General features: G+C 74.9%; 21 protein-coding genes and 1 pseudogene. 8 read left to right on the top strand and 14 right to left on the bottom strand.

Annotation, left to right across the window (positions count from 1 at the left end; genetic code table 11):
• Positions 1-292: 292 nt before the first annotated feature.
• The 3 genes from ACZ34W_RS22260 to ACZ34W_RS22270 all read right to left on the bottom strand — a co-directional run bounded on the left by ACZ34W_RS22260 (position 293) and on the right by ACZ34W_RS22270 (position 4103).
• Positions 293-2545 (bottom strand): restriction endonuclease, encoded by a 2253-nt coding sequence (locus ACZ34W_RS22260; RefSeq protein WP_465606686.1) that lies wholly within the window; start codon positions 2543-2545, stop codon positions 293-295.
• 554 nt (positions 2546-3099) lie between these two features.
• A complete protein-coding gene (locus tag ACZ34W_RS22265; RefSeq protein ID WP_465606417.1) occupies positions 3100-3786 on the bottom strand; it encodes a hypothetical protein in 687 nt (228 codons plus the stop codon).
• 65 nt (positions 3787-3851) lie between these two features.
• Positions 3852-4103 (bottom strand): hypothetical protein, encoded by a 252-nt coding sequence (locus ACZ34W_RS22270; protein ID WP_329486008.1) that lies wholly within the window; start codon positions 4101-4103, stop codon positions 3852-3854.
• 224 nt (positions 4104-4327) lie between these two features.
• Between ACZ34W_RS22270 and ACZ34W_RS22275 the strand changes: the two genes are divergently transcribed.
• Positions 4328-5254 carry a hypothetical protein gene (locus tag ACZ34W_RS22275; RefSeq protein WP_465606420.1) on the top strand — a complete coding sequence of 309 codons (927 nt, stop codon included), beginning with the start codon at positions 4328-4330 and terminating at the stop codon, positions 5252-5254.
• 83 nt (positions 5255-5337) lie between these two features.
• Here ACZ34W_RS22275 and ACZ34W_RS22280 read toward each other — a convergent pair whose 3' ends face one another.
• The 5 genes from ACZ34W_RS22280 to ACZ34W_RS22300 form a co-directional block, all read right to left on the bottom strand.
• Positions 5338-5640, bottom strand: coding sequence for a hypothetical protein (locus ACZ34W_RS22280; RefSeq protein WP_329486006.1), 303 nt, complete (start codon positions 5638-5640; stop codon positions 5338-5340).
• A complete protein-coding gene (locus tag ACZ34W_RS22285; RefSeq protein ID WP_329486005.1) occupies positions 5637-5801 on the bottom strand; it encodes a hypothetical protein in 165 nt (54 codons plus the stop codon). Before ACZ34W_RS22285 ends, ACZ34W_RS22280 begins: the two co-directional genes overlap by 4 nt.
• 162 nt (positions 5802-5963) lie before the next feature.
• Positions 5964-6701 carry a succinate dehydrogenase/fumarate reductase iron-sulfur subunit gene (locus tag ACZ34W_RS22290; protein ID WP_329486004.1) on the bottom strand — a complete coding sequence of 246 codons (738 nt, stop codon included), beginning with the start codon at positions 6699-6701 and terminating at the stop codon, positions 5964-5966.
• Complete coding sequence (locus ACZ34W_RS22295; protein ID WP_465606688.1) at positions 6698-8641, bottom strand: fumarate reductase/succinate dehydrogenase flavoprotein subunit; 1944 nt, start codon at positions 8639-8641, stop codon at positions 6698-6700. The genes ACZ34W_RS22290 and ACZ34W_RS22295 overlap by 4 nt, the downstream gene beginning before the upstream one ends.
• A complete protein-coding gene (locus tag ACZ34W_RS22300; protein WP_465606423.1) occupies positions 8641-9345 on the bottom strand; it encodes a succinate dehydrogenase cytochrome b subunit in 705 nt (234 codons plus the stop codon). Before ACZ34W_RS22300 ends, ACZ34W_RS22295 begins: the two co-directional genes overlap by 1 nt.
• Before the next feature lie 107 nt (positions 9346-9452).
• Between ACZ34W_RS22300 and ACZ34W_RS22305 the strand changes: the two genes are divergently transcribed.
• From ACZ34W_RS22305 to ACZ34W_RS22315, 3 genes are all read left to right on the top strand, one after another.
• Positions 9453-10385, top strand: coding sequence for a LysR family transcriptional regulator (locus tag ACZ34W_RS22305; RefSeq protein ID WP_465606425.1), 933 nt, complete (start codon positions 9453-9455; stop codon positions 10383-10385).
• A 330-nt stretch (positions 10386-10715) separates the two neighbouring features.
• Entirely contained in the window at positions 10716-12518 is a 1803-nt protein-coding gene (locus tag ACZ34W_RS22310) for a protein kinase domain-containing protein (protein WP_465606428.1), read from the top strand.
• 95 nt (positions 12519-12613) lie between these two features.
• Positions 12614-13558 carry a hypothetical protein gene (locus tag ACZ34W_RS22315; RefSeq protein WP_465606430.1) on the top strand — a complete coding sequence of 315 codons (945 nt, stop codon included), beginning with the start codon at positions 12614-12616 and terminating at the stop codon, positions 13556-13558.
• A gap of 21 nt (positions 13559-13579) precedes the next feature.
• On the opposite strand, the gene ACZ34W_RS22320 is transcribed toward ACZ34W_RS22315, so the two are convergent.
• Positions 13580-14257, bottom strand: a complete 678-nt coding sequence (locus ACZ34W_RS22320) for a TetR/AcrR family transcriptional regulator C-terminal domain-containing protein (RefSeq protein WP_465606432.1) — start codon at positions 14255-14257, stop codon at positions 13580-13582.
• An 81-nt stretch (positions 14258-14338) separates the two neighbouring features.
• On the opposite strand from ACZ34W_RS22320, the gene ACZ34W_RS22325 reads away from it, so the two are divergent.
• Positions 14339-15112, top strand: a complete 774-nt coding sequence (locus ACZ34W_RS22325; RefSeq protein ID WP_465606434.1) for a DUF4386 domain-containing protein — start codon at positions 14339-14341, stop codon at positions 15110-15112.
• On the opposite strand, the pseudogene ACZ34W_RS22330 reads toward ACZ34W_RS22325, so the two are convergent.
• A pseudogene (locus tag ACZ34W_RS22330) lies at positions 15100-15468 on the bottom strand (hypothetical protein); the annotation flags it as partial. The gene ACZ34W_RS22325 and the pseudogene ACZ34W_RS22330 sit on opposite strands and share 13 nt — an antisense overlap.
• Before the next feature lie 187 nt (positions 15469-15655).
• Here ACZ34W_RS22330 and sigJ point away from each other — a divergent pair.
• Positions 15656-16591 (top strand): RNA polymerase sigma factor SigJ, encoded by a 936-nt coding sequence (gene sigJ, locus ACZ34W_RS22335; RefSeq protein ID WP_465606436.1) that lies wholly within the window; start codon positions 15656-15658, stop codon positions 16589-16591.
• 66 nt (positions 16592-16657) lie between these two features.
• Here sigJ and ACZ34W_RS22340 read toward each other — a convergent pair whose 3' ends face one another.
• From ACZ34W_RS22340 to gcl, 3 genes are all read right to left on the bottom strand, one after another.
• A complete protein-coding gene (locus ACZ34W_RS22340) occupies positions 16658-17146 on the bottom strand; it encodes a glutathione peroxidase (RefSeq protein ID WP_329485994.1) in 489 nt (162 codons plus the stop codon).
• A 41-nt stretch (positions 17147-17187) separates the two neighbouring features.
• On the bottom strand, positions 17188-17769 hold the full coding sequence (locus ACZ34W_RS22345) for a pyridoxamine 5'-phosphate oxidase family protein (RefSeq protein WP_465606439.1): 582 nt from the start codon (positions 17767-17769) through the stop codon (positions 17188-17190).
• A gap of 232 nt (positions 17770-18001) precedes the next feature.
• The gene (gcl, locus tag ACZ34W_RS22350) at positions 18002-19780 is read right to left on the bottom strand and encodes a glyoxylate carboligase (protein WP_329492016.1); all 1779 of its coding nucleotides are present in this window, start codon (positions 19778-19780) and stop codon (positions 18002-18004) included.
• A gap of 1040 nt (positions 19781-20820) precedes the next feature.
• On the opposite strand from gcl, the gene ACZ34W_RS22355 reads away from it, so the two are divergent.
• Both ACZ34W_RS22355 and ACZ34W_RS22360 read left to right on the top strand, forming a co-directional pair.
• Complete coding sequence (locus ACZ34W_RS22355; protein ID WP_465606441.1) at positions 20821-22443, top strand: SulP family inorganic anion transporter; 1623 nt, start codon at positions 20821-20823, stop codon at positions 22441-22443.
• Positions 22444-22594: 151 nt separating this feature from the next.
• Entirely contained in the window at positions 22595-22891 is a 297-nt protein-coding gene (locus ACZ34W_RS22360) for an MTH1187 family thiamine-binding protein (protein WP_329485991.1), read from the top strand.
• Between the two features lie 66 nt (positions 22892-22957).
• Here the strand turns inward: ACZ34W_RS22360 and ACZ34W_RS22365 are convergent, their stop codons facing one another.
• Positions 22958-23434: a DoxX family protein gene (locus tag ACZ34W_RS22365; protein ID WP_329485990.1), complete on the bottom strand. Its 477-nt coding sequence runs from the start codon at positions 23432-23434 to the stop codon at positions 22958-22960.
• Between the last annotated feature and the right edge of the window lie 238 nt (positions 23435-23672).

Below are 23672 nucleotides of genomic sequence, written 5' to 3' on the forward strand. Positions count from 1 at the left end.
GTCGAGCGCGACGACGCGGGTCTCCCCGTCCCCGTAGACCTTGTTGAGGCCGGTGGCGCGGGCGGCCGCCCGGCCGGTACGGACGGCGGTTGCGGACATCGTCACGGGGAACTCCTGCGGGGACGGAACGGGATGATCGGGTTCCGTTCAATCCTCCCAATCCGTTCCGGTCCGAAGTGTCGCCCGCGGGTACGGCCGCCCCCCGCCGTCCCGACGGTCCGGCGGGGGGCCCGCTCCTCCTCAGGTATGACCTCGGTCCCTGAGGCGCCCGGGCGCCCCGCCGTCCGGCGGATCACTCGACCGCGACGCCCCAGTGCTGGGCGAGCCCGGCCAGGCCGCCCGCCACCGCTGTCCCGGCCGGGGTGAACTGCCAGTCGCCGCCCTTGCGGTGGAACGAGCCGATCACCAGGGCGCTTTCCGACACCCCGCCGGTGACGGCCGCCCAGTGCGCCGGGCCCTCGGCGCCGGGACCGAACGAGGCGGTCAGGGCCAGCCCGTGCACGTAGCCGAGCGGCAGCGCGGGCGACTCCTCCTCCTCGGTGGAGACCGCGACCACCACTTCGTCCACCCCCGCCGCCACCCGGCCCAGGTGCAGGCTGAGTTCGGCCTCCCGGGCGGGCTCGCCGGGGACCGAGCGGGTGGGATGCAGACGGACCGCGCCGTCCGGGTCCTGCGGGTTGTTGAAGAAGACGAAGTGCTCGTCGTCGAGCACCCGTCCGTCGGCGCAGAGGAAGGCGGAGACGTCGAGCTCCACGGCGTCCCCGCCGGCCGTGCGGCTCTGCCAGGAGAGCCGCAGGAGGGTCGGACGCTCGTCCGGCTCGGCGCCGTCGGCCGGGGCGGGTGAGCCGTGGCCGGCTGCCCGACCGGCCCCGGGACGGCCGCCGTTCGCGCCGCCGCCGTTGCCGCCGCCGTTCGCGTCACCGCCGTCACCGCCGCCGTTGCCCTCGCCGTTCGCGCCGCCGCCGAGCCGGCCGCGCAGGCCCTGCTCGGCCAGCAGCTCGACCAGCTCCGGCCCGCTCACCAGCGTCAGCGGCTTGTTGCGGATGTACTCGTAGGAGCCGGGGCCGAAACCGGCCGTGGTCACCAGGATCCCCTTGATCGCACCGTGGTGGCGCACGGTGGAGTCGAGGTCCCGGACGGCGGTGGGGGAGACCGTCGAGCGGTAGCGCTTGGCCTGGATGACGATCCGTCCGCCGGTCACCGGGTCGAGGTCCTCGGCGACCACGTCCACCCCGGCGTCCCCGCTGCGTGCCGTGGTCATCACCCGGAAGCCGCGCAGCCGGAACAGCTCGGCGATCAGCTCCTCGAACTCGATCGGGTCCATCTCGAAGAGGTCCGGCTCGTCCTCGCCGCCCTGACCGGCGACGTTGCCGCCGACCGTCTCCGGCAGCCGGTCCGGCCGGACCTCGTCCAGCCGCTCCGGCCGGGCGGACAGCACGCCGCCGAGCCCCTGGAAGCACTCCACGGCGGCCACCCGGTCCAGCGCCAGACCCGCGAACTCGGACCGGTCCACGGTCACCGTCGACAGGAAGCGCTCGGCCTCCCGGCCGGTCGCCGGGTCGATGCCGCGCACGAAGCCGTTCAGCACCACCGACGCCAACGTGCCGTCCGCGTCCGCCCGGAACAGCTCGGCCACCACCCGCAGCGCGCTCTGCGCCAGCACCTCGCGGTAGAGCGCCTTGCGCTCGGTGGCCGGCCGGGCCACCTCGGCCTCCCGGTCGTCCGACTTCACGTACCGCACCCGGCCGGCGGCCGGGACGACGTCCGGGCCGGGCAGCTCCCAGTTGACGACCAGTTGGCGGGTCGACGCCTCCCAGGCCGCGACCAGCCGGTGCGGGAACCCCTCCGGCCAGCCCGCCGAGGCGTACAGCACGGCGGTGAAGTACTCCTGCACCGCGTCCGGTTCGCCGTCGCGCAGCCGGCGCAGCAACTCCTGCGTCCGGGAAGCCCGGTCCTCGTCCTGGCGGCGGTGCTGGGCCGCCCAGTCGAGGTACTGCCGGTGGTACTCGGCGAGCCGGCGCTGCCGGTCCGCCTCGGCCGCCTGCGCCGCGTACCAGTCCTGCTCGAACCGGGTCCGGGCCTGCGCCACGTACTGCTCGTACTGCTGGCGGACCCCCGGGTTGCGGGCCTGGGCGGGGGTCGGCGGCGGCACCTGGTAGTCCGCCTGATCGGGCATCGGCACCGGCTCGCCGAGCCGGCCCGGTTCGAAGGGCGGCAGCGCGGCGGGTGCCAGCAGGGCCTGCGGGCTGAACGCCGGCCGCCCCAGGCCTGCTGCCAGCAGTCCCTTCAACTCCTCGACCCGGTCGTCGAGTTCCGCCGTCCGGCGGGCCGCCTCCGCCTCCCGCGACTGCTGGTACGCCCGCACCGCCTCGCGCTCGCCCCGGGCGGCCGCCCGCTGGATCTCGCGCTCCTCGCGTTCGCGCCGCCGCTGCTCGGCCGTCTGGGCGCGCCACCGGGCTTCCTCCCGGCGCTGTTCCTGTCGCTGCGTCTCCGCCCAGACCGCCAGTACCCCGTCGTTCCGCCGCCCCGCCACCGTCCACCCCATTCGCTTCACGCCCGGCCGCGCCCGCGCGCCGCCTCCCGGCCGCGTCGTCGCCGCGCCCGCCACAATAGAACGTGGACGGGTGAACCGGCCAAGCGCCCATGACCTGCGACGGCGTCCGGCGGGGCCCGGCGTCGTCCGGCCACCCGGACGACGGCCCTTGCGACGGCGTCGCGGGCGAGGAAGTGCCGGTGGGCGTCCGGTACTCGCCGAAGCCGAACTCCCGCCCGGCCGCCGGGCGCAGCCCGTGGTCCGACCGGGCACAGCATCGCCTCCGGGCCGGTGCGGCTGCCGACGAAGTCCCGGTGGATGGCCGCCGGTGACCCCGCTTCCACGTCGTCGGCTACCCCGCGTACGCCTCGCCGGCGCTCCGCGGCTCGGCGGGCTGCTCGGAGACGACCCGGAGCGGCACGATGCCCCCGTGCGGCGCGCCGGGGCGGACCGATCGGTCGACGGTGGCCGGACCGTGGGCCTCGACCACCTCGGCGCCGGTGTCTCCGGTCGGCTGCCGGCTCCGTGCGCGGCGCCGACCCCCGGCGGGGAGTGACGTGGTGGGGCTACCCGCCCGGGCGGACCGTCGCGTCCCAGCGCCAGTCGGTGCGCCGGGGGCGGCCGGGGAGGTCGCCGCGCCCGGTGGCCCAGAGCAGGGTCGGCCACGGTCCGGCGGCGCCGTCGGCCGGCACGTCGGGGAAGAGCCGGGCGAGGGTGCGCCGGCAGACGTCCGCCGGAGGCTCCCAGGCGAGGCCGAGCCCCTCGGCGACGTCGTGCAGGTGGACCAGCGTCTCCACCAGGCTCATCGCGGTGAACCCGGCCGGGTCGGCGAGGCCCCACGGGTGGTAGGCGCGGGTGTCCGGCGGGGCGGTGCGCGCCATCGCGACCATCAGCGCGCCGCTCGCCTCCAGCACCTGGACCAGCCCGTCCGGGCCGCTCTCGGGCTGCGCGTAGACGAAGCTGTTCGGCGCGCCCGGGGACAGCCGGACCGACCGGAACGGCACGTAGCGGCCCCGCGGCGGGTCCTGGGGGCCGAGCTGGGCCGCGTAGGCCAGCAGGTCGTCGGCCAGGTGCTCGACGGTGGCCCAGCAGTCCCAGCTGAGCGTTCCGGCGGGCCGGGACCAGTCGGCGTCCTCCGGCACGCCGCGCAGGGTGGCGGCGGCGAGCCGGAGGACGAGCGCGAGGTCGTCGGCGGTGACCGGGCCGGGGGCCGGGTCGGGGGCGGGGTTCGGCCCGTGGGCGCTGTCGATCATGGCGCCGACCGTACCCCGTGGCGCGGTCCCGCTGGCCCGTGCCCGGGTGCCCGCGGGGAGCCCCGTCAGGCCGTGAGGGCGTCGGTGAGCCCGGCCAGGACGGCGCACACGTCCCGGGCGGCGGCCCGCATCTCCTCGCTCTCGCCGGGCCGCCGCACGAGGTCGGCCAGGATCAGCAGAGCGGCCCGCACGGCGCCCACGGGGACCTCGACGGTGCGTAGCGCGTCCAGTGCGTCGGCGGCCCGCTCCGCCGCGCTGCTGTCCCACGACTGCGTCAGTTCCACGGCCCGCGGGGTGCCTTCGGGGGGAGTGGACACGACGTGCAGGGCACGGGGCGGGTTCGTATGGCTCATGCCCGGAGCAACGACGGCGGGGCCCGGCCGGATGCCACGCGTACGGGTGATCACCGCCCCGGGCGCCGGGGCGGGTCGCCCCGAGGGGGCCGTCGTCGGCGCGCACGGGCGGACTGTCGGAGGGAGCGGGTAGCCTCGCTGGTTCGGACGGATGGACGGACGGGTGAGCCGGTGACGGGAGGGTGAGCGTGAAGGTGCCGCAGCAGGCGGGCGGCGGGTGGGTCTCCACCGGCCTGCACTGGCGCGACGGGCGGCCGGTGCTCCGCGCGGTCCACGGGCACCGGGTGCACGAGCGGGTGGTGGTGCCCGGGGCGGAGATCGGCTGGCTGATCGGCGGGCCGCGCCGCTGCACCGGCGCCCTGCTGGTGGGGGCCACCGAGCGCACGCCGTGCCCGCACCACGCCGTCATCGACCCGGACGGCGGCGCCGTGCAGTGCGCCGCCTGCCAGAGCGTCGACCGCGGGCTGGCGCTCGCCCGGGACCAGATCCTCGACGACGGGCGCACCTACCGCCTCTACCTCGCCTGGTTCGGCGAGGGGCTGCTGAAGGTGGGCCTGACCGGGGAGTCGCGCGGCACCGCCCGGCTGCTCGAACAGGGCGCGCTCGCCTGGACGTTCGCCGCCCGCGGCGCGCTGCCCGCCGTCCGCCGGTCCGAGCTGACCGTCGCCGCCTCGGGGATGGCCCGGGAACGCTTCACGGGCCGGGTGAAGACGGCGCACTGGTGGCGGCACGGCGACGCGGAGTACCGCCGCGCGCTGCTGACCGGAGCCCGCGCCGCGGCCCACCGGCTGCTGGACGGGCACGCGGTGGAGCTGCTGCCCGACCACCCGGTCGTGGACCAGGTCGGGATCTTCGGGCTGGCCGACGGCGCGCCGGTGTCCTACGGGCACATCGACGCGCTCGCCCCCGGCGCGGTGGTGGCCGGTACGCTCCGCCCGCCGATCGGGCGCCATCTGCTGCTCGACCAGCCGGGCGGCGCCGAACCGCTGCTGCTCGACACCCGCAGACTCACCGGGTGGACGCTCGCCCCGGCGGCGGGCCGCCCGGTGTCGGGCCTGGTGGTGAGCCCCCGGACGCGCCCCGAGGAGCCGGACACCCAGGAGGCGCTGTTCTGATCCGACCGCGGCCAGTTCCGACCGCCGCCTGTGCTGACCCGCGGCCAACGGCCTGTTCCGATCGTGACCGAGGAGGGCCCGGCTCAGGCCAGCTTGCCGCGCACCCCGCCCGGCCCGGACCGGGCCCGGCGCGACAGCGGCGGCCTGGACGGCCGGATGTCGGCGCGCGTCGCCCCGGTGTCCTCGGTGGCGCGGTGGGCCAGTGCGGCCCGGGCGCCGGCCAGCGCCATCCGCGCCAGCAGCGGGTCCTCACGCAGGCCCGCCGCCCGCTTCGCGGCCTGGCAGTGCGCGCACCAGAGCGCCGAGGCGGGCCCGTCGGGGTACGCCATGGTCTCCGGCGGCAGGTAGTGGCCGCCGCATTCGACACACTCGAAGACCAGCCTCATCCGACGATCACCGTCCCGGATCCGTGGCATCGACTGCACGGCGACCAGAAGGTGTTGAGCTTCGGCACCATGCTCCCTTCCTCGTCCAGTTCCACCGTGGCCTCGGTCTTCTCGGTCCCCCCGGACCCGCCGCACCCGGCGCAGGACTGAACCTCGGGCATATGACCCTCCTTGGCGCGGGGACCACCGTAGCGCGAATTCCCGGAGTACAGCAGCGGTCCTGACGAACCACCACCCGCACGGGGCGCGTGCGCCCGCCCGCGCGCCCCGGCCGTCCCGGCGGCACCCGGCGGGGAGCGGCGGCGGGACGGCCGGCGGGGTGCTCAGCCCGCCGCGCTGCGCAGGAACTCGCGGTTCATCGCGGCGATGCTGGGCAGCGGGATGCCCTTGGGGCAGGCGGTGGCGCACTCGCCGGTGTTGGTGCAGCCGCCGAAGCCCTCGGCGTCCATCGTGGCGACCATGTCGCGCACCCGGGAGCGGCGTTCGGGCGCGCCCTGCGGCAGCACGTTGAGGTGGACGACCTTGGCGGAGGTGAAGAGCATCGCCGAGCCGTTGGGGCAGGCGGCGACGCAGGCGCCGCAGCCGATGCACTCCGCGTGCTCGAAGGCGGTGTCGGCGGCCTCCTTGGGCACCGGGGTGGCGTGGGCGTCGGGCGCGCTGCCGGTGGGGGCGGTGATGTAGCCGCCGGAGCCGATGATCCGGTCGAACGCGGAGCGGTCCACCACCAGGTCCTTGACGACCGGGAAGGCGGCGGCCCGCCAGGGCTCGACGTCGATCGTGTCGCCGTCGGCGAAATGCCGCATGTGCAGCTGGCAGGTGGTGGTCCGCTCGGGGCCGTGGGCCTGGCCGTTGATGACCATGCCGCAGGCGCCGCAGATGCCCTCGCGGCAGTCGTGGTCGAAGGCCACCGGGGTGTCGCCGCGGGTGATCAGTTCCTCGTTGAGGGTGTCGAGCATCTCCAGGAAGGACATGTCCGGGCTGATCCCGGTGACCTGGTAGGTGGTCATCGAGCCGGGGGTGTCCGGGCCCGCCTGGCGCCAGATCCGAAGGGTGAGGTTCACGCGTAGCTCCGCTGGGTGGGGTGGACGTGCTCGAAGTCGAGGTGCTCGCGGTGCAGGACGGGGGCGCTGCCGGTGTCGGTGAACTCCCAGGCGGCGGCGTAGGAGAAGGCGTCGTCGCGGCGGGCCGCCTCGCCGTCCTCGGTCTGGCTCTCGGTCCGGAAGTGGCCGCCGCAGGACTCGGCGCGGTGCAGCGCGTCCAGGCACATGAGCTCGGCCAGTTCGAAGTAGTCGACCAGCCGGTTGGCCTTCTCCAGCGACTGGTTGAGCTCCTGCCCGGTGCCGGGCACCCGGATCCGGCGCCAGAACTCCTCGCGCAGCTGCGGTATCCGGGTCAGGGCGCGGCGCAGTCCGGCCTCGTCGCGGGCCATCCCGCACTCGTCCCAGAGGAGTTCGCCGAGTTCGCGGTGGAAGGAGTCCGGCGTCCGGTCGCCGCCGACCGCCAGGATCAGGTTCAGCCGGTCGGTCACCTCGGCCTCCACCGAGGCGATCTCGGCGTGGTCGGCCGGGACGGCGGGCAGCGGGTTGCGGGCCAGGTAGTCGTTGAGGGTCGGCGGGAGGACGAAGTAGCCGTCGGCGAGGCCCTGCATCAGGGCGCTGGCACCGAGCCGGTTGGCGCCGTGGTCGGAGAAGTTGGCCTCGCCGACCGCGAACAGGCCCGGGACGGTGGTCTGCAGGTCGTAGTCGACCCAGAGTCCGCCCATCGTGTAGTGGATCGCCGGGTAGATCCGCATCGGCACCCGGTACGGGTCCTCGGCGGTGATCCGCTCGTACATCTCGAACAGGTTGCCGTACTTGGCGGCCACCGCGTCGCGGCCCAGCCGTCGGATGGCGTCCGCGAAGTCCAGGTATACGCCCTGGCCGCCGGGGCCGACGCCGCGCCCCTCGTCACAGACGTTCTTGGCGGCCCGGGAGGCGATGTCGCGCGGCACCAGGTTGCCGAAGGAGGGGTAGATCCGCTCCAGGTAGTAGTCCCGCTCGTCCTCGGGGATCTCGCCCGGCGCCCGGGTGTCGCCCTCGGCCTTCGGCACCCAGATCCGGCCGTCGTTGCGCAGCGACTCGCTCATCAGGGTGAGCTTGGACTGGTGCTCGCCGGAGCGCGGGATGCAGGTCGGGTGGATCTGGGTGAAGCACGGGTTGGCGAACCAGGCACCGCGCCGGTGGGCGCGCCAGATCGCCGTCGCGTTGGAGTTCTTGGCGTTGGTGGAGAGGTAGAAGACGTTGCCGTAGCCGCCGGTGGCGAGCACCACGGCGTCGGCGGTGTGGGTGCTGATCTCACCGGTCACCAGGTCGCGGGCGACGATGCCGCGGGCCCGCCCGTCGATCACCAGCAGGTCGAGCATCTCGGTGCGGGCGTGCATCTCCACGTTGCCGGCCGCGATCTGGCGCGACAGCGCCTGGTACGCGCCGAGCAGCAGCTGCTGGCCGGTCTGGCCGCGGGCGTAGAAGGTGCGGGAGACCTGCACGCCGCCGAAGGAGCGGGTGTCCAGCAGGCCGCCGTACTCGCGGGCGAACGGGACGCCCTGGGCCACGCACTGGTCGATGATCTCCACCGAGACCTGGGCCAGCCGGTGGACGTTGGACTCGCGGGCGCGGAAGTCGCCGCCCTTGACGGTGTCGTAGAACAGCCGGCGCACGGAGTCGCCGTCGTTGCGGTAGTTCTTGGCGGCGTTGATGCCGCCCTGGGCGGCGATCGAGTGGGCCCGGCGCGGGGAGTCCTGGAAGCAGAACTGGACGACGTGGTAGCCCTGTTCGGCCAGTGTGGCGCCGGCCGCGCCGCCGGCCAGGCCGGTGCCGACCACGATCACGGTGTGCTTGCGCCGGTTCGCCGGGTTGACCAGCTTGGCCTCGAACCGCCGCTGGTCCCAGCGCTGTTCGATCGGCCCGCCGGGGGCCCGGGTGTCGGCGACCGGATCGCCGACGCTGTACTCGCTGTAGGGGATCAACTCACCACTCCGGTCATCACGGCCACGGGGACGGACAGGAAGCCGACGGTCAGCACCAGCGCCAGGCCGTTGGCGGTCAGCTTCAACGCGCGGTCACGGCGGGCGTTGTTGGCGCCGAGGGTCTGCGCGGCGCTCCAGAAGCCGTGCCGGATGTGCAGGCCGACGGCCAGCATCGCGACGATGTAGATCACGCAGCTGTACCAGTTCGAGAAGGAGGCCACGATGTTCCGGTACGGGTGCCCGTGCTCGGCGGCCGGGTTCACGGTGAGCGTGGTCAGGTCCAGGATGTGCCAGACGATGAACAGGGCCAGGATCACCCCGCCCCAGCGCATCGTCCGGGTCGCGTAACCGGCCCGCCGTCGCTGGTGCACGTACTTGCTGGGGCGCGCCCTGAGGTCGCGCCGGCTCAGCTGGTACGCGGCCACGCCGTGCAGCCCGACGGCCGCCAGCAGGCCGAACCGGGCGATCCACAGGAACCACTCGTAGTGCAGGACGGGTTGGCCGAGGGTGCGCAGCCAGTGCGCGTAGCCGTTCAGGTCGTCCGGGCCGAAGAAGACCTTCAGGTTGCCCAGCATGTGCGCGACCAGGTACAGCAGCATGACCAGTCCGCTGACGGCCATGACCGCCTTCTTGCCGACGGTCGACCGCCACAGGGTCACCAGGGTGGACGGATGCCGGGCCGTCCGAGTCGCGGTTGTCATGGCGACCACGGTAGGGACGGGCCCGACGGTACGTCCAAGACATGCCACGGCTCACCGTGATAGCCGCAGGCTATGGTCCGCGCTGGGGAGCGGCCTATCCTGGCCGGGTGCAGCTGCAGCAACTCCGCTACTTCCTCGCCGTCGCCGAGACCCGCCACTTCACCCGGGCGGCCGAGGCGGCGCATGTGGCACAGCCGTCCCTCTCCCAGCAGATCCGCGCCCTGGAGCGGGAGTTGGGCGCCGAACTGTTCCACCGCACCCGCGGCAACATCGCCCTCACCGACGCCGGGGACGCCCTGCTACCGCTGGCCCGGCGCATCCTCGCGGACACCGAGAGCGCCCGGCTGGCCGTCCAGGAGACGGTGCAGCTGCGCCGCGGCCGGGTCCGGCTGGGGGCGCCGCCGAGCCTGTGCACCAGCCTGGTCCCGGACGTCCTGCGGGTCTTCCGGGACCGCTACCCGGCAGTGGCGCTGGTGGTCCGCGAGGGCGGGTCGCGCGACCTGGTCCGGACGCTGGCGGCGGGTGAGCTGGACGTCGCGCTGATCATCACCCCGCCGAGCGGGGAGGCGGCGCCGGCCCTCGCCGTCACCGAGCTGCTGCACGAGGAGCTGGTGCTGGTGGCCCGGGCCGCCACCGCCGCCCGGCGCCGGCGGGTGCGGGTGGCCGAGCTGCGCGGCCGGCCGCTGGTGATGTTCCGGGAGGGCTACGACGTGCGGGAGGCGACCCTGGCGGCCTGCCGGGAGGCCGGCTTCGAGCCGGAGTTCGCGGTGGAGGGCGGGGAGATGGACGCGGTGCTGGGATTCGTCCGGGCCGGGCTCGGGCCGGCCGTGGTGCCGGGCATGGTGGCGGCCCGTTCGGGCCTGGCGGTCACCCCGTTCGCCGGGCCGGGCCTGGGGCGGACGATCGCCGTCGCGCACGGGCACGAGGTGCCGCTGACCCGGGCGGCGGCCGCGCTGCGCGAGACGCTGCTGCGGCACCTGCGCGACGCGGCCCGGGCGGGCGAGCTGCCGCCGGGCACCCGGCTGCTGCTGGAGCCGTGACCGGGCCGGACGGGCTCGGTGGTTGGCACGGTGTGCGAAGCACCCGAATCGTGACCCGGCGGCTCCGGGGCGCCGGAACCCGCTGTTCTCGGGCCGCGTCCCAGGCGGTAGCCGCGGTGTCGTAGGGTGCGACGCCGCAGGAGCGGCCGGGCAGTCACGGGGAGAGAGCGCACGATGGACAGCGGGAAGCAACAGGGCGGCAGACCGACCGGGAGCGGCGACGCTCCCACCGGTGGGGCGGCGGGTGCGCAGGAGCCGAGCCCGGGGGATCCGCGGGGCGGGTCTCCGGCGGGTTCCCGGGGCCGGGCCCCGGAGGGTCCGCGGGACCGGGTGCCGGGGATCGAGGACGCGCGCCCCTGGGAGCTCCCCGACTACCTGCACGACCGGGAGCTCGGCGCCGGCGCGAGCGGCCGGGTCGTGCTCGCCCACCACCGGGTGACCGGCACCCCCGTCGCGATCAAGTACCTGCACGACTCCCTCGGCACCCCCGCCCTGCGGGAGGAGGCGCTGGTCCTCGCGGCCGTCGACTCCCCGCACGTCACCCGCCTCTACGAGTACGTGGAGGGCGAGCGGGGCGCCGCCATCGTGATGGAGCTGGTGGACGGCATCGCGCTGCGCGACCTGCTCCGCGCGGAGGGCGCCACCACCCCGCAGGCGGCCCTGGTCGTGCTGAAGGGTTCGCTGCTGGGCCTGGCGGCCGCCCACGAGGCCGGTGTGGTGCACCGCGACTACAAGCCGGGCAACGTCCTGGTCGACCTCGCAGGTACCTCCAAGCTGGTCGACTTCGGCATCGCCGTGCCGAGCGGCGACGACCGCGACGTCTCCGGCACCCCCGCCTACATGCCGCCCGAGCAGTGGGCGGGGCGGCCCGCCTCCCCGGCCGGTGACGTCTACGCCGCCACCGTGACCTTCTTCGAGTGCCTCACCGGCAGCCGCCCGTACGACGGGGTGACGTTCGCCGAACTCGCCGTCCAGCACACCGAGGCCCCGATCCCGGCCGAGCTGGCGCCCGACCCGGTCCGGCCGCTGATCCTGGCGGGCCTGGCCAAGGACCCGCGGGCCCGCCCGGGGAGCGCGGCCGAGCTGGTCGAGGAGCTGGAGGCCGTCGCGGCGGCCGGGTACGGGCCGCAGTGGGAGGAGAAGGGACGGCTGGACCTCACGGCGCTGGTGGCGCTGCTCGGGCTGCTGCTGCCCGGCACCGGCGGCGCGGCGGGCGGCACCTCGCTGGCCCACACCGCCCTGCCCGGCGGCAGCGGCTCGGCCACCCTGGTGCGGCAGACCCCGGCCCGGCTCTCCCCGGTCCGGCGCGGGGCCCGGCTCGGCAGCCGCGGAAAGGCGCTCGTCGGGGTCGCGGCCGGCGCGCTGACCCTGGCCACGCTGGCCGGTATGGCGATCGCCGGGGCGGCCGACGGCGGTGCCCGTACGGTGGTCGGCGGCGCCTCCCCGGATGCCACCACCACGCTCGGCGCGCCCGGCCCGGCGGCCGGTCCGTCGTCCGACGCGGGCGGTGCCACCGGCACCCCGGACGCCGGTCCGTCCGATCCGGCGGCCACACCGGCCGCGTCGCCCTCGCCGTCGGCGACCTCGGGCGTTCCGAGCACCTCGCCCGCGGCCACGCCGACCGGCAGGCCGCCGACCGGCAAGGCGACCCCGCCCGCGACGGGCGCGCCCACCCCCGGTGCGCCGTCGATACCGCCCGGCGGCGCGACTCCCACGGCCGCGCCGCCGTCGGCCCCGCCCGCCACCACCGCCCCGCCGTCGGCGCCGCCCACCCCGAGCCCGACGGCCACCGTCGCCCCGGCGACCCTCGCGGTGACCACGGTGAACCTGGACTCGCTGACCTGCAGCGGCCGGTGGAGCCTGACCGCCACGGTCACGGTGGTCGCCCAGGGCGCGGGAACCGGCACCCTGACGCTGAACTGGTACCACAGCTCGGGCGGCCGGTCGATCACCGTCGCGACGGAGACCGTAGTGCTCCGCGACGGCCGAGCCACCGTCACCCGGCCGCACGACTTCGGTTCGGCGGACACCTTCCCGACCTGGGGCGTCCGGGTCTCCACCACCCCGGCGGCGGCGAAGCCGGGCAAGACCTCGGCCGAGGTGGCCGCCTACCTGTGCGACCCGCCGCGCTGATCCGCCACCGCTGACCGCTACCGCCGAGCCCCTGCGGCCGAACCCCTGCCGCCGGCCCCGCACCGCCCTTCCCGTCGCGTTCCCCTGGAGCAGCCATGTCCACGCCCCGCCCCGACTCCACCCCGGACTCCGCCCCGGCACCGGGCGCGGCCGCGGACCGGACCGTTCCGCTCGCCGCGGGCGCGCGGAGCGCCGACCGGACGGTCCGCCTCGGGCCCGACCCCGAGGCCACCGTCCGGACGCGGCCCGACGCGGAGCAGCCGGTGCGGCTCGACGGGACCGCAGCCGACCGTACGGTCGCGGCCGGGCCCGACCCCGAGGCCACCGTCCGGCTCGACGAGACCGGGGCCGCGAGCGCGACCTTCCTGGACCCCCGGGTCTGGGGTGGCGCACCGGCGCCGGGGGAGACCGCCACGCTGGTCGGCACACCCACGCGGGGGGAGACCGCCACGCTCCCCGGCGCACCGGAGCCCGGCGAGACCGGGACCCCGTCGTACGGCACCCCTTCGCACGGTGCCCCGGTGTCCGGAGTACCGGCGGAACAGCCGCTCGCCCCGGGGGAGTTGCGGCGGTTCGGCCCCGGTGTCCCGCCGCAGGCCGCCGCCGTCTGGCACGGTGCCGCCCTCCCGGAGGCGGAGCGGCCGCCCCGCCGGCGCCGGGTGTGGCGCGTGCTGGTCCCGGTGCTGCTGCTGGCCCTCCTGGCCTTCCTGTTCTGGCGCTTCACCATGCCGGCCCTGGCGGTCACCGGGGTCGGTGCGAGCACCGACCCCGCGGGCCCCGGCTGCGGCGGCACCGCGGTGATCACGGCCGCGGTGGAGACCAACGGCGCCGCGGGCACCCTCCGCTACCGCTGGCTGCGCAGCGACGGCACCACTTCGGGCGAGCTGGCGCAGGAGGTCGGCTCCGGCACGCACCGCACCGAGCTGGTGCTGCGCTGGAGCTTCGAGGGCCAGGGCTCGCTCCCGTCCACCGCCACCCTGGAGCTGCTCTCCCCGGGCCCCCGGAGCGTCTCCGTCTCGTTCCCCTACCACTGCCCCTGAGCCGTCACCGCTCCTGAGCCGTCACCGCTCCTGAGCCACCTGCTCTGCGGCCCGTAGCCGTTCGAGCCCGTCCAGCAGCAGGTCCAGCGCGAACTCGAACTCGGCCTGGTCGTCGCAGCCGCCGACCGTCGACGCCTCGTCGTGTCCGGCGGCGCCGGCGATTTCCGCGATGTGGGGGTAGGCGCGTGCCAGTTGCCGCAGCACCGCCGGGTCGGGGGTGGCGGCGGTGTCGTCGAACAGTTCCTGGCTGAAGCCCAGCAGCCGGCTGCCCATGGCGTGCATCGCGTGGTGCGTGAGGCCGACCGAGAAACCGCCGGTCCGGAACAGGCCGGCCATCGAGTCGAGGTAGCCGAGGACCGCCGGGGTGGGGCTGGTGCGGGACTGGATCACGCCCGCGGCCCAGGGGTGCCGCAGTAGGACCCGGCGTGCGGCGAGGACGCGTGCGCGCATCGTGGGCTGCCAGTCGCCCTCGCCGGGCGGGCCGATCTCGCCGACGACGAGGTCCACCATGCCGTCGAGGAGTTCGTCCTTGTTGGCCACGTGCTTGTAGAGCGCCATCGGCACCACGCCCAGCTCCTGGGCGAGCTTGCGCATGCTGATCGCGTCCGTCCCGGCGCCGTCGGCGAACGCCACCGCCGCTCGCAGGACCCGTTCCCGGCTGAGCGGCGCCCGCCGCGTTCCGTCCGCTGACTGCTTCATCTTGACGAGTGTACGGCGTACGCCTATCGTCATCGACAGGTGTACGCCGTACACCTCTGCTACTGGGTGGGGAGTTCCGCAATGGACACAGACAGACGCAAGGGCATCGCGGCGGGCGTGCTGTTCCTGGTGACCGAGGTCGCCGCCGTGGCCGGGCTGACGCTGTACCGACCGCTGCTGGACGGCACGGACTACGTGCTGGGCGCGGGTGCCGACAACAGGGTCCTGCTCGGGGCGCTGTGCGAGGTGGTCCTGGCCCTGGCGGTGGTGGGCACCGGGGTGACGCTCTTTCCGGTCCTCCGGCGCCGGCACGAAGGGCTCGCGCTCGGCTATGTGTGCGTCCGGCTGCTGGAGGCGGTCGTCATCGTCCTCGGGCTGGTCAGCGTGCTCGCGGTGGTGACGCTGCGCCGGGAGGCACCGGCGGCCTCCGACGCCGGTGCCTCCTCCTTCGCCGTGGCGGCCAAGGCGCTCATCGCCGTCCACGACTGGACCTTCCTGCTCGGGCCCAATCTGGTCCTCGGCGTCAACACCCTGATGCTGGCCGTGCTCCTGCACCGGACCGGGGCCGTGCCGCGGGTGATCACCGTGCTGGGCCTGGTGGGCGGGCCGCTGATCTGCGCCTCCGCGGTGGCCGTGCTGTTCGGCCGCTACGCTCAGCTCTCCGGGCCCGGCACGGCCGCGGCCGTCCCGGTCTTCGCCTGGGAGCTCTCCCTCGCCGGCTGGCTCGTGCTCCGCGGCTTCCGCGGAGCGTCCGTCGGAGCCGGCGAATTCGCCGCACCGGCGCTCGACGCCGAAGCCGGACCCGAAACCGGCGCCGCCGGCCGGAGGTGGCCCGCCGTCGCCCGGCCCAGCTGAAGCAGGCTCAGCCCGAACATCAGGACGCCCAGCGGGACGTGCAGGCTCGCCACGTGCTGGACGCCCAGGACCACCTGCGCCGACGCGAGGACGAGGAATCCGGTCGAGTGGAGGACGGGCCGGGGCGAACCGCCGCCCGGCCGCCACCTCAGGACCGAGGCGAGGACGTACAGCATCGTCGTGGCGTACATCCCGCGGGCCCCGCCGCTGTGCAGCGGTTCTCCGTAGGACGTGGACAGCAACAGCCCGGCGGTGACCGCCTGGAAGAAGATGGCCGCGGTCTGCAGGGCGATCGCGACCCGCAGGAGCGCGGAGAGCCTGGGACTGTGCTGCGGTGCCGTCTTACGGGTGGGCATGAGGGCCCCTTCCTTCTGTTGCTCGACTCTGCTTCTTCTCGACCGTGTCCGAGGGCCGGTGAACCGGCCGCTCATCGGTCCGACGACACAGCCACCGGAAACGTCAGGCGCCACCCCGGCCCGGGCCCACCGGGACGACCTGTGGATCATGGTGCGGTCAGGCCCGAACGAGGGAGTCGTCACGACCATGACCAGTCGAACCGAGCCCGGACCGGACCGGCCCGACCCGGGCCTGAGCGTGCTCGTGGGCGAGCGCCGGCAGCTGATCGACATCGCCTACCGGCTGCTCGGCTCGCTGGCCGAGGCCGAGGACGCCGTCCAGGAGGCCTGCGCCCGCTGGTACGCGATGTCCCGGCAGCAGCGGGAGGCCGTCGAGTCCCCCGGGGCGTGGCTGACGACGGTGGCCAGTCGGATCTGTCTCGACGTGCTCGGCTCGGCGCGGGCACGGCGCGAGCGGTACGTGGGCGAGTGGATCCCGGAGCCGCTGCCGGACGGCACGCAGTGGCTGCACGGCCGGCCGGGCGCCGGCGGCGACCCGGCGGACCTGGTCACCCTGGACGAGTCCGTCGACATGGCGTTCCTCGTCGTGCTCGAATCGATGACCCCGGCCGAACGGGTCGCCTTCGTCCTGCACGACGTCTTCCAGTACCCCTTCGCCGACGTGGCCGCGATCGTCGGGCGGACGCCGGCGGCCTGCCGACAGCTGGCCTCCTCGGGCCGCCGCCGGATCCGCGCCGCCCGGCCGCCGGTGGCACCGCGCGTGCGGGAAGAAGAAGCCCGCATCATCAGGGAGTTCAAGCAGGCCTGGGAGGCCAAGGACATCGCCGCGCTGGTCGGCCTGCTCGACCCCGACGCCACGATGACCGCCGACGGCGGCGGGCTGGCCGGCGCCGCGCTGCGCCCGGTCACGGGCGCCGAGCGGATCGCCCGCTACGTCGTCGGGATCGGCGACCTGGCGCCGGGCATGGAGCTGCTGGAGCGCTCGGTCAACGGCCGCCCCGGACTGGCGGCCCGGCGGGGCGGGGTCACCGTGACGGTGGCCGCGTTCGGCCTCTCCGGCGAGCGGATCGCGCAGATCTGGGCGGTGCGCAACCCGGAGAAGCTCGGGCGCTGGGGCGGGTGATGCCGGGGGCGGGCGCGGAGGAGCCCCGGGGCGGCTGCCCCGGGGCTCCTCCGGCGGTGGTGCGGATCAGGCCGGCAGGACGGCCTCGATCGCGGTGATCACCTCGGCCGACTCCGGCTCGGTGCGGGGCCGGATCCGGGCGGCCACGGTGCCGTCCGGCGAGACCAGGAACTTCTCGAAGTTCCAGGACACGTCACCGGCCTGGCCCTCGGCGTCGGCGGTCCGGGTCAGCGCCGCGTACAGCGGGTGCTGGTCGGCGCCGTTGACGTCCGTCTTCTCGAACAGCGGGAAGGACACGCCGTAGGTGGTGGAGCAGAAGGTCTGGATCTCCTCGGCGCTGCCCGGCTCCTGCCCGGCGAACTGGTTCGACGGGAAGCCCAGCACGGTGAAGCCGCGCTCGGCGTAGCGCGCCTGGAGCCGCTCCAGGCCGGCGTACTGGGGCGTCAGGCCGCACTTGGAGGCGACGTTGACGATCAGCAGTGCCTTGCCCTTGTAGTCGGCCAGCGAGGCGGTCTCGCCGGACAGGGTGCGCAGCGGGATGTCGTACAGGCTCACGGAAGTCCCCTTCGGATGGTCGGATATCGGTGCAGCACTCGTCACGGAACGGTAGCCGCCCCGCCCCGGTCAACCACGACCGGGCTCCGGGTGTTCCGCCCCTGTTCCGCTCCCGTCCGGCCGGACCGGGCGTCGGAGCGGGCCTCGGGCCGGCCGTCGGTCCGGGCCTCGGTCCGCGCGTCGAAGCGGGCGGCGACGGCGGCGAAGTCGGCGCTGAGCCAGCGTTCGGGGCGCATCCGGATGGCGATGTCGGCGGTCAGCTGCTCGGTGGTGGCGGCGAGGTAGGCGCGGGCGGTGGCGGGCGGCATGTAGCGGTGGGCCATCGCGGCGCGCTCGGCCGGGTCGACCCCGTCCTCGATCGCGACCACCGGGCCCTCCACGCTCACGTAGCGGCACGGCGGCTCCTCCTGCTGGGCACAGAGCGCGAACCGCCCGCTGGCGCGGATCCGGCGGGCCTTGGCGGAGTCCCGGCCGGTCAGGATGGTGAGGACGCCGCCCGGCCGGTAGGAGTACCAGATCGGGACGGCCAGCAGGCGCCCGGCCGGTTGGGCGCCGTCGTCGCCGACGGCCAGGACGCCGACGTGCGGGCCCGCCAGGACGGCCTCGCGCTCGGACAAGCTCATGGTGAAGGGCACGGAGTGGCCTCCCGGGCTACGGAAGCCCGCGCGCTGCGGTCGCGTGCGGGCGGTACACCGGTACGTACCCGGACGACCGGCGTGCCGAACGCGGTCGCGCCGGACGGGGCAGCTCGCCGCCGGGCGGGCGCCGTGGTGCGCCCGGCGCGGCCCGGGGGTGCCGGCCCGCGCGCCCGGGGGCGCAGGCCCGGCGCCGGTGGGGGCGCCGGACCCGCGCGGCTCAGAGCGCCAGCGGCTTGATGGCCGTGGGGGCGTGCTCGGGCAGGGTGGCGAGCTCCTCGAACTCGGTCACGTCGCTCATGTCGACGGTCCGGCTCATCGAGATGTTGGTGATGCGCTCCAGGATGGCCTCGACCACGACCGGGACGCTGTGCTCGGCGGCGAGCTTCTTGGCCTCCTCGAAGGCGGCGCCCAGCTGGTCGGGGTCGGTGACGCGGATGGCCTTGACCCCGAGGCCCTCGGCGACCTTGACGTGGTCGACGCCGTAGACGCCGAGCTCCGGGGTGTTGATGTTCTCGAACTCCAGATTGACCTGGAAGTTGATGTCCAGTCCGATCTGCGCCTGGCGGATCAGGCCCAGGTAGGCGTTGTTCACCAGGACGTGGATGTAGGGGACCTTGTGCTGGGCGGCGACCGCCAGCTCCTCGATCATGAACTGGAAGTCGTAGTCGCCCGAGAGCGCGACGATCGGGGTGCCCGGGTCGGCGGTGGCGGCGCCGATCGCGGCCGGGATGGTCCAGCCGAGCGGGCCGGCCTGGCCGCAGTTGATCCAGTGCCGCGGCCGGTAGACGTGCAGCATCTGCGCGCCGGCGATCTGCGAGAGGCCGATCGTGGTGACGTAGCGGGTCTCCGGGCCGAAGGCCTTGTTCATCTCCTCGTAGACGCGCTGCGGCTTCATCGGGATGTTGTCGAAGTGGGTGCGGCGCTGGAGGGTGGCCTTGCGCTCCTGGGCGGACCCGGCCCACGCGGTGAAGTCGGGCAGCCGGCCCTCGGCCTTGAGCTCCTTGGCGACCTCGACGAAGAGCTCCAGCGCGGCCTTGGCGTCGGAGGCGATGCCGTAGTCCGGGGCGAAGATCTTGCCGATCTGGGTGGGCTCGATGTCGACGTGGACGAACGTGCGGCCCTTGGTGTACGCCTCCAGGTTGTACCCGGTGTGGCGGTTGGCCCAGCGGTTGCCGATGCCGAGGACGAAGTCCGACTCCAGGAAGGTCGCGTTCCCGTAGCGGTGTGAGGTCTGGACGCCGACCATGCCGGCGCTCAGCGGGTGGTCGTCGGGGATGGTGCCCCAGCCCATCAGGGTGGAGATGACCGGGACGCCGGTCAGCTCGGCGAACTCGACCAGCAGGTCGCAGGCGTCGGCGTTGATGATGCCGCCGCCGGCGACGATCAGCGGGCGCTCGGACTCCAGCAGGAAGCGGATCGCCTTCTCGGCCTGGGCGCGGCTGGCCCGCGGCTGGTAGACCGGCAGCGGCTGGTAGGTCTCGGGGTCGAACTCGATCTCGGTCAGCTGGACGTCGATCGGCAGGTCGATGAGGACCGGGCCCGGACGGCCGGAGCGCATCAGGTGGAAGGCCTCCTGGAAGACGCCCGGGACCTGGGCGGCCTCCAGCACGGTGGTGGCCTTCTTGGTGACCGGCTTGGCGATCGAGGAGATGTCGACGGCCTGGAAGTCCTCCTTGTGCAGCTTGGAGACCGGCGCCTGGCCGGTGATGCACAGGATCGGGATCGAGTCGGCGATCGCCGAGTAGAGGCCGGTGATCATGTCGGTGCCGGCCGGGCCGGAGGTGCCGATGCAGACACCGATGTTGCCGGCCTTGGCGCGCGTGTAGCCCTCCGCCATGTGGGAGGCGCCCTCGACGTGCCGGGCCAGCGTGTGCCGGATGCCGCCGCCCTCCTTGAGAGCCCGGTAGAACGGGTTGATCGCTGCGCCCGGCACGCCGAACGCGACCTCAACGCCTTCGAGCTTGAGGATCTCCACTGCCGCGCGGGCGGCTGTCATACGAGGCATCGGGTATCTCCTGCATCGGCCCGCAGTGGGTCGGAGGGCTCATCTCCAGAATTCCACCATACGGAAGAACGGTTTCTGCATGCGGAAACAAAGTAAGGCGGGTCCGTCGGGGCGTCAAGAGGGCTTTCAACAGAATGTGGAAGTGGGTCGCGCCGCGGGGATGGCGGGAAACCGCAGGTGGCGGGCGCGGGGAGGTGGCGGGCGCGGGGAGGGGGTGGGCCAGCCGTCCGGCCAGGCTGTCACGGCGGGCGCGGCCGGACCATCGCCCGTTCCTCCAGTCCGCCGGGCCCGGGCGGGCCCGGCGGTCGTCCCTTCGTGCAAAGCGCGCGCTTCCGGCACCGGTCTCGTTCGTGTGCCAGTCCACGGGCCGAACGCGCGTACCCGGCCGGAGCCCCGAGGCGGCGCGGAAAGCGGCGTCGGTGTGCGGCTCGTGTGAAGATTCGGTGGGCGAGGTCGGCCCCGCGCGAGGCTCTGGGTACCGTCGGTGGCACGCCGGACCCGTCATGGTTGCCATGTTCAACTCGGGCCGCGGCAGGGGGATTGGGGATCGACCGGGGAGCGGGGGAGCTCCGGCCGTCGGGTCCCGTTCCCGGACCGGGCCCGCCCGGTCCGCGCGCAGCCGACCGAGGCACCGCCCCCTGACCGCACCCGCTCCGCCCCGACACCCATCGCCGCCGCCCGCCACGGCCGCCCGGCCCGCCCGGACGGCCGCCCGTACCGACGCCGCCCGCGCCGTACGCGCCGTGGAGGCCGCCGGGTGCCCCGCCGAGGTCGCGCCCGGTGCGCCGATGCGGTGTGCGTCCATCGGCGCGCGACCCGTTCGCCCGCCAGGTCCGTCCTCGCCGTCCGCCCGCCAGGTCCGCCCGCTCCGGCGTCGACCGCCCGCCCGGCCCGCCCGCCCCGGCGTCCGCCCGTCCGGACGCACCCAGCAGCGCGTCCGCCCGTCGGCGGGTGCGCGGAAGGAACGTACCCATGCTCCGACCCGCCTGCCGTCCCCTCGTCCGCCCCGGCACCGCTGCGGCGGTGGCCCGATGAGCGCCCCGTCCGGTCGGTCCGAGAGTCCGCCGGGCCGTTCCGGCGAGGGCGCCCCGCCGGGCCGGGCCCGTCGCGGTCCCGTCCGTGCCGTGCGCGCCGTGCCCTGGCGCTTCGACCTGCCGGCCTCCCTGGTGGTCTTCCTGGTCGCCCTGCCGCTCTGCGTCGGCGTGGCCGTCGCCTCCGGGGTGCCCGCCGAGCTCGGCCTGGTCACCGGGATCGTCGGCGGCCTGGTGGTCGGTGCGCTGCCGGGCAGCAGCCTCCAGGTCAGCGGCCCGGCAGCCGGGCTCACCGTCCTGGTCTACGAGGCCGTCCAGGAGTACGGCGCCGGCGCGCTGGGCTTCCTGGTGCTCGCCACCGGCCTGCTCCAACTGGCCATGGGCGCCCTGCGGCTGGGCCGCTGGTTCCGTGCGATGTCCGCGTCCGTGGTCCACGGCATGCTGGCGGGCATCGGCCTGACCCTGCTGTTCGGCCAGCTCTACGCGCTCGCCGACCGCAGGGCGCCCTCGACCGGGCCCGAGAAGATCGCCGGCCTGCCGGCGCTGCTGCGCGACGCCGTCACCGGTGCGGCGACGCCGGCCGCAGTCGCCCTCGGCGTCGCCACCCTGCTGGTGCTGGCCTTCTGGAAGTACCTGCCCGCCCGGGTGGCCCGGACGGTGCCCGCACCGCTCGCCGCCGTCGGCCTCGCGGCCGCCGTCACGGCCTCCGCCGACCTGCCGGTCGCCCGGATCCGGGTCTCCGGCCTGCTGGACGTGGTCCGGCTGCCGGAGCGCGACGCGCTGGGCGGGCTGGCGAGCACGGCGGGCGTCGGTACCGTCCTCGCCTTCACCCTGATCGCCTCGGCCGAGACGCTGTTCAGCGCCGCCGCGGTGGACCGGATGCACCACGGCCCGCGGACCGACTACGACCGTGAGCTGACCGCGCAGGGCGTCGGCAACACGCTCTGCGGCCTGCTCGGGGCGCTCCCGATGACGGCGGTGATCGTCCGCAGCGCGACGAACGTCCAGGCCGGCGCCCGCACCAAGGCCTCCCGCGTCCTGCACGGGCTCTGGCTGCTGCTGTTCACCGCGCTGCTGCCGGGGGTGCTCGGCCTGGTCCCGCTCACCGCGCTGGCCGCCGTCCTGGTGCACGCGGGCGCCAAGCTCGTTCCGGTCCGGCGGATCGTCGGGCTCTGCCGCGAACACCGCGGCGAGGCGGTGGTGCTCGCGGTGACGGCGGTCTCGATCATCACCACCGACCTGTTCGAGGGCGTGCTGATCGGGATCGGCCTGGCCGTGGTCAAGTCGGCCTGGCAGACCTCGCACCTGCAGATCGCGGTGGAGGAACTGCCGCCCCCGGAGGCCCCGGAGCCCGTTGCCGCCGCCGGCGGGGCCGCCGGCCCGGAGCTCACCCGGGCACCGCTGCGGGTCCGCCTGAGCGGCAACGCGACCTTCCTGCGGCTGCCCCGGCTGCTGGACGCCCTGGAGCGGCTGCCGGCGGACCGCCCGGTCGAGCTGGACTGGTCGGGGCTGCGCCACCTGGACCACGCCTGCACGGTGGCGCTCAGCACCTGGGCCGAGCAGCACCGGGCCCGCAGCTCCGCGCCGCTGGCGGTCGAACCGCCGCTGCCGACGGTGGCCTGACGGGACGTCCGACCTGCCGGGCAGACCGGCTCGGCAGGGTGCCGGGTCGTCGGCCGGTCCGGCCGGGCCGGGCGGCTAGCCTGGTCGCGGTGCCGGGACGCCCGACGGACCGGGCACCGGGACAGCGCCGAGCCGGAGGAGGAGCAGAGCCGTGATCGCAGCGTTTTCGGTCACCCCGCTGGGGGTCGGCGAGGAGGTGGGGGAGGCGGTCGCCGCCGCCGTCCGGGTGGTCCGCGCGAGCGGGCTGCCGAACCGCACGGACGCGATGTTCACCAGCGTCGAGGGGGAGTGGGACGAGGTGATGCCGGTGATCCGGGCGGCGATCGAGGCCGTGAAGGCCTACAGCGGACGGGTCAGCACCGTCATCAAGATCGACGACCGGGCCGGGGTCACGGACGGGCTCACCGCCAAGGTGGCCTCGGTGGAACGCCACCTCGCCGAGGGGTGAGCCCCGGTCGGCCCTGCGGTGAGGCCCGGCCCGCCGACCCGAGCGGGCCGGCGGGCCGGGCTTCGGTCAGCGTGCCGCGGTGGGCTGGGTGCTCTGCTCCGCCGACGCGGAGCCGTAGGCCCGGTCGGCCGTCCACCGGGGGAGCAGCCGGTCCACCGCGAACGGTCCGGAGCCGAGCGCGGCTATCGCGAGGAACGCCCAGCAGAACAGCACCGAGGCCTCGCCGCCGTTCTGCAGCGGCAGCAGGGCGTGCTCCTGGTGGACGGTGAAGTACGCGTAGGCCATCGAGCCGGAGCAGAGCAGGGCGGCGGTCCGGGTGCCGAGTCCGGCCAGGACCAGGACACCGCCGACGAGCTGGATCAGTGCGGCCCACCAGCCGGGCCACTGGCCGACCGGGACGGAGCCGCCGCCCTTGGCGCCGCCGAAGACGCCGAAGAGCGAGGCGGCGCCGTGGCAGGCGAAGAGCAGCCCGACGACGACGCGAAAGACCGTCAGGACGAGGGGGCGGACGGTGTCGACCGCTTGCTGGGGAGTAGCGGGCATGGACGTCTCCTGGAGGGAGGGGGTGGGGGACGGGCGGCGGTAAGGGTACCCTTATCTGGAATCGCCTGACAACACTCTGTCAAGTCCACCGTGTTCGAATTTGTTCACCGTCCGTCGTTCGCATGTCAACCGTCCGCTGTCGGCCCGCCCTCTGGCCCGGTGCGCCCGGTATCCGGTGCTCGCTGTGGCGGTCGCTCTCCTCTTTCTTGACCGATCGGTCTGAATATGACTAAGGTTC

The sequence above is a fragment of the Kitasatospora sp. NPDC022856 genome (assembly GCF_055561235.1).

Excerpts from the sequence above, each read along its gene's own strand:
- ACZ34W_RS22260 (WP_465606686.1), bottom strand. The coding sequence starts at position 2,545 with ATGGGGTGGACGGTGGCGGGGCGGCGGAACGACGGGGTACTGGCGGTC.
- ACZ34W_RS22265 (WP_465606417.1), bottom strand. The coding sequence starts at position 3,786 with ATGATCGACAGCGCCCACGGGCCGAACCCCGCCCCCGACCCGGCCCCC.
- ACZ34W_RS22280 (WP_329486006.1), bottom strand. The coding sequence starts at position 5,640 with ATGAGGCTGGTCTTCGAGTGTGTCGAATGCGGCGGCCACTACCTGCCG.
- ACZ34W_RS22285 (WP_329486005.1), bottom strand. The coding sequence starts at position 5,801 with ATGCCCGAGGTTCAGTCCTGCGCCGGGTGCGGCGGGTCCGGGGGGACC.
- ACZ34W_RS22300 (WP_465606423.1), bottom strand. The coding sequence starts at position 9,345 with ATGACAACCGCGACTCGGACGGCCCGGCATCCGTCCACCCTGGTGACC.
- ACZ34W_RS22315 (WP_465606430.1), top strand. The coding sequence starts at position 12,614 with ATGTCCACGCCCCGCCCCGACTCCACCCCGGACTCCGCCCCGGCACCG.
- ACZ34W_RS22320 (WP_465606432.1), bottom strand. The coding sequence starts at position 14,257 with ATGAAGCAGTCAGCGGACGGAACGCGGCGGGCGCCGCTCAGCCGGGAA.
- ACZ34W_RS22325 (WP_465606434.1), top strand. The coding sequence starts at position 14,339 with ATGGACACAGACAGACGCAAGGGCATCGCGGCGGGCGTGCTGTTCCTG.
- sigJ (WP_465606436.1), top strand. The coding sequence starts at position 15,656 with ATGACCAGTCGAACCGAGCCCGGACCGGACCGGCCCGACCCGGGCCTG.
- ACZ34W_RS22345 (WP_465606439.1), bottom strand. The coding sequence starts at position 17,769 with ATGAGCTTGTCCGAGCGCGAGGCCGTCCTGGCGGGCCCGCACGTCGGC.
- gcl (WP_329492016.1), bottom strand. The coding sequence starts at position 19,780 with ATGACAGCCGCCCGCGCGGCAGTGGAGATCCTCAAGCTCGAAGGCGTT.
- ACZ34W_RS22355 (WP_465606441.1), top strand. The coding sequence starts at position 20,821 with ATGAGCGCCCCGTCCGGTCGGTCCGAGAGTCCGCCGGGCCGTTCCGGC.
- ACZ34W_RS22365 (WP_329485990.1), bottom strand. The coding sequence starts at position 23,434 with ATGCCCGCTACTCCCCAGCAAGCGGTCGACACCGTCCGCCCCCTCGTC.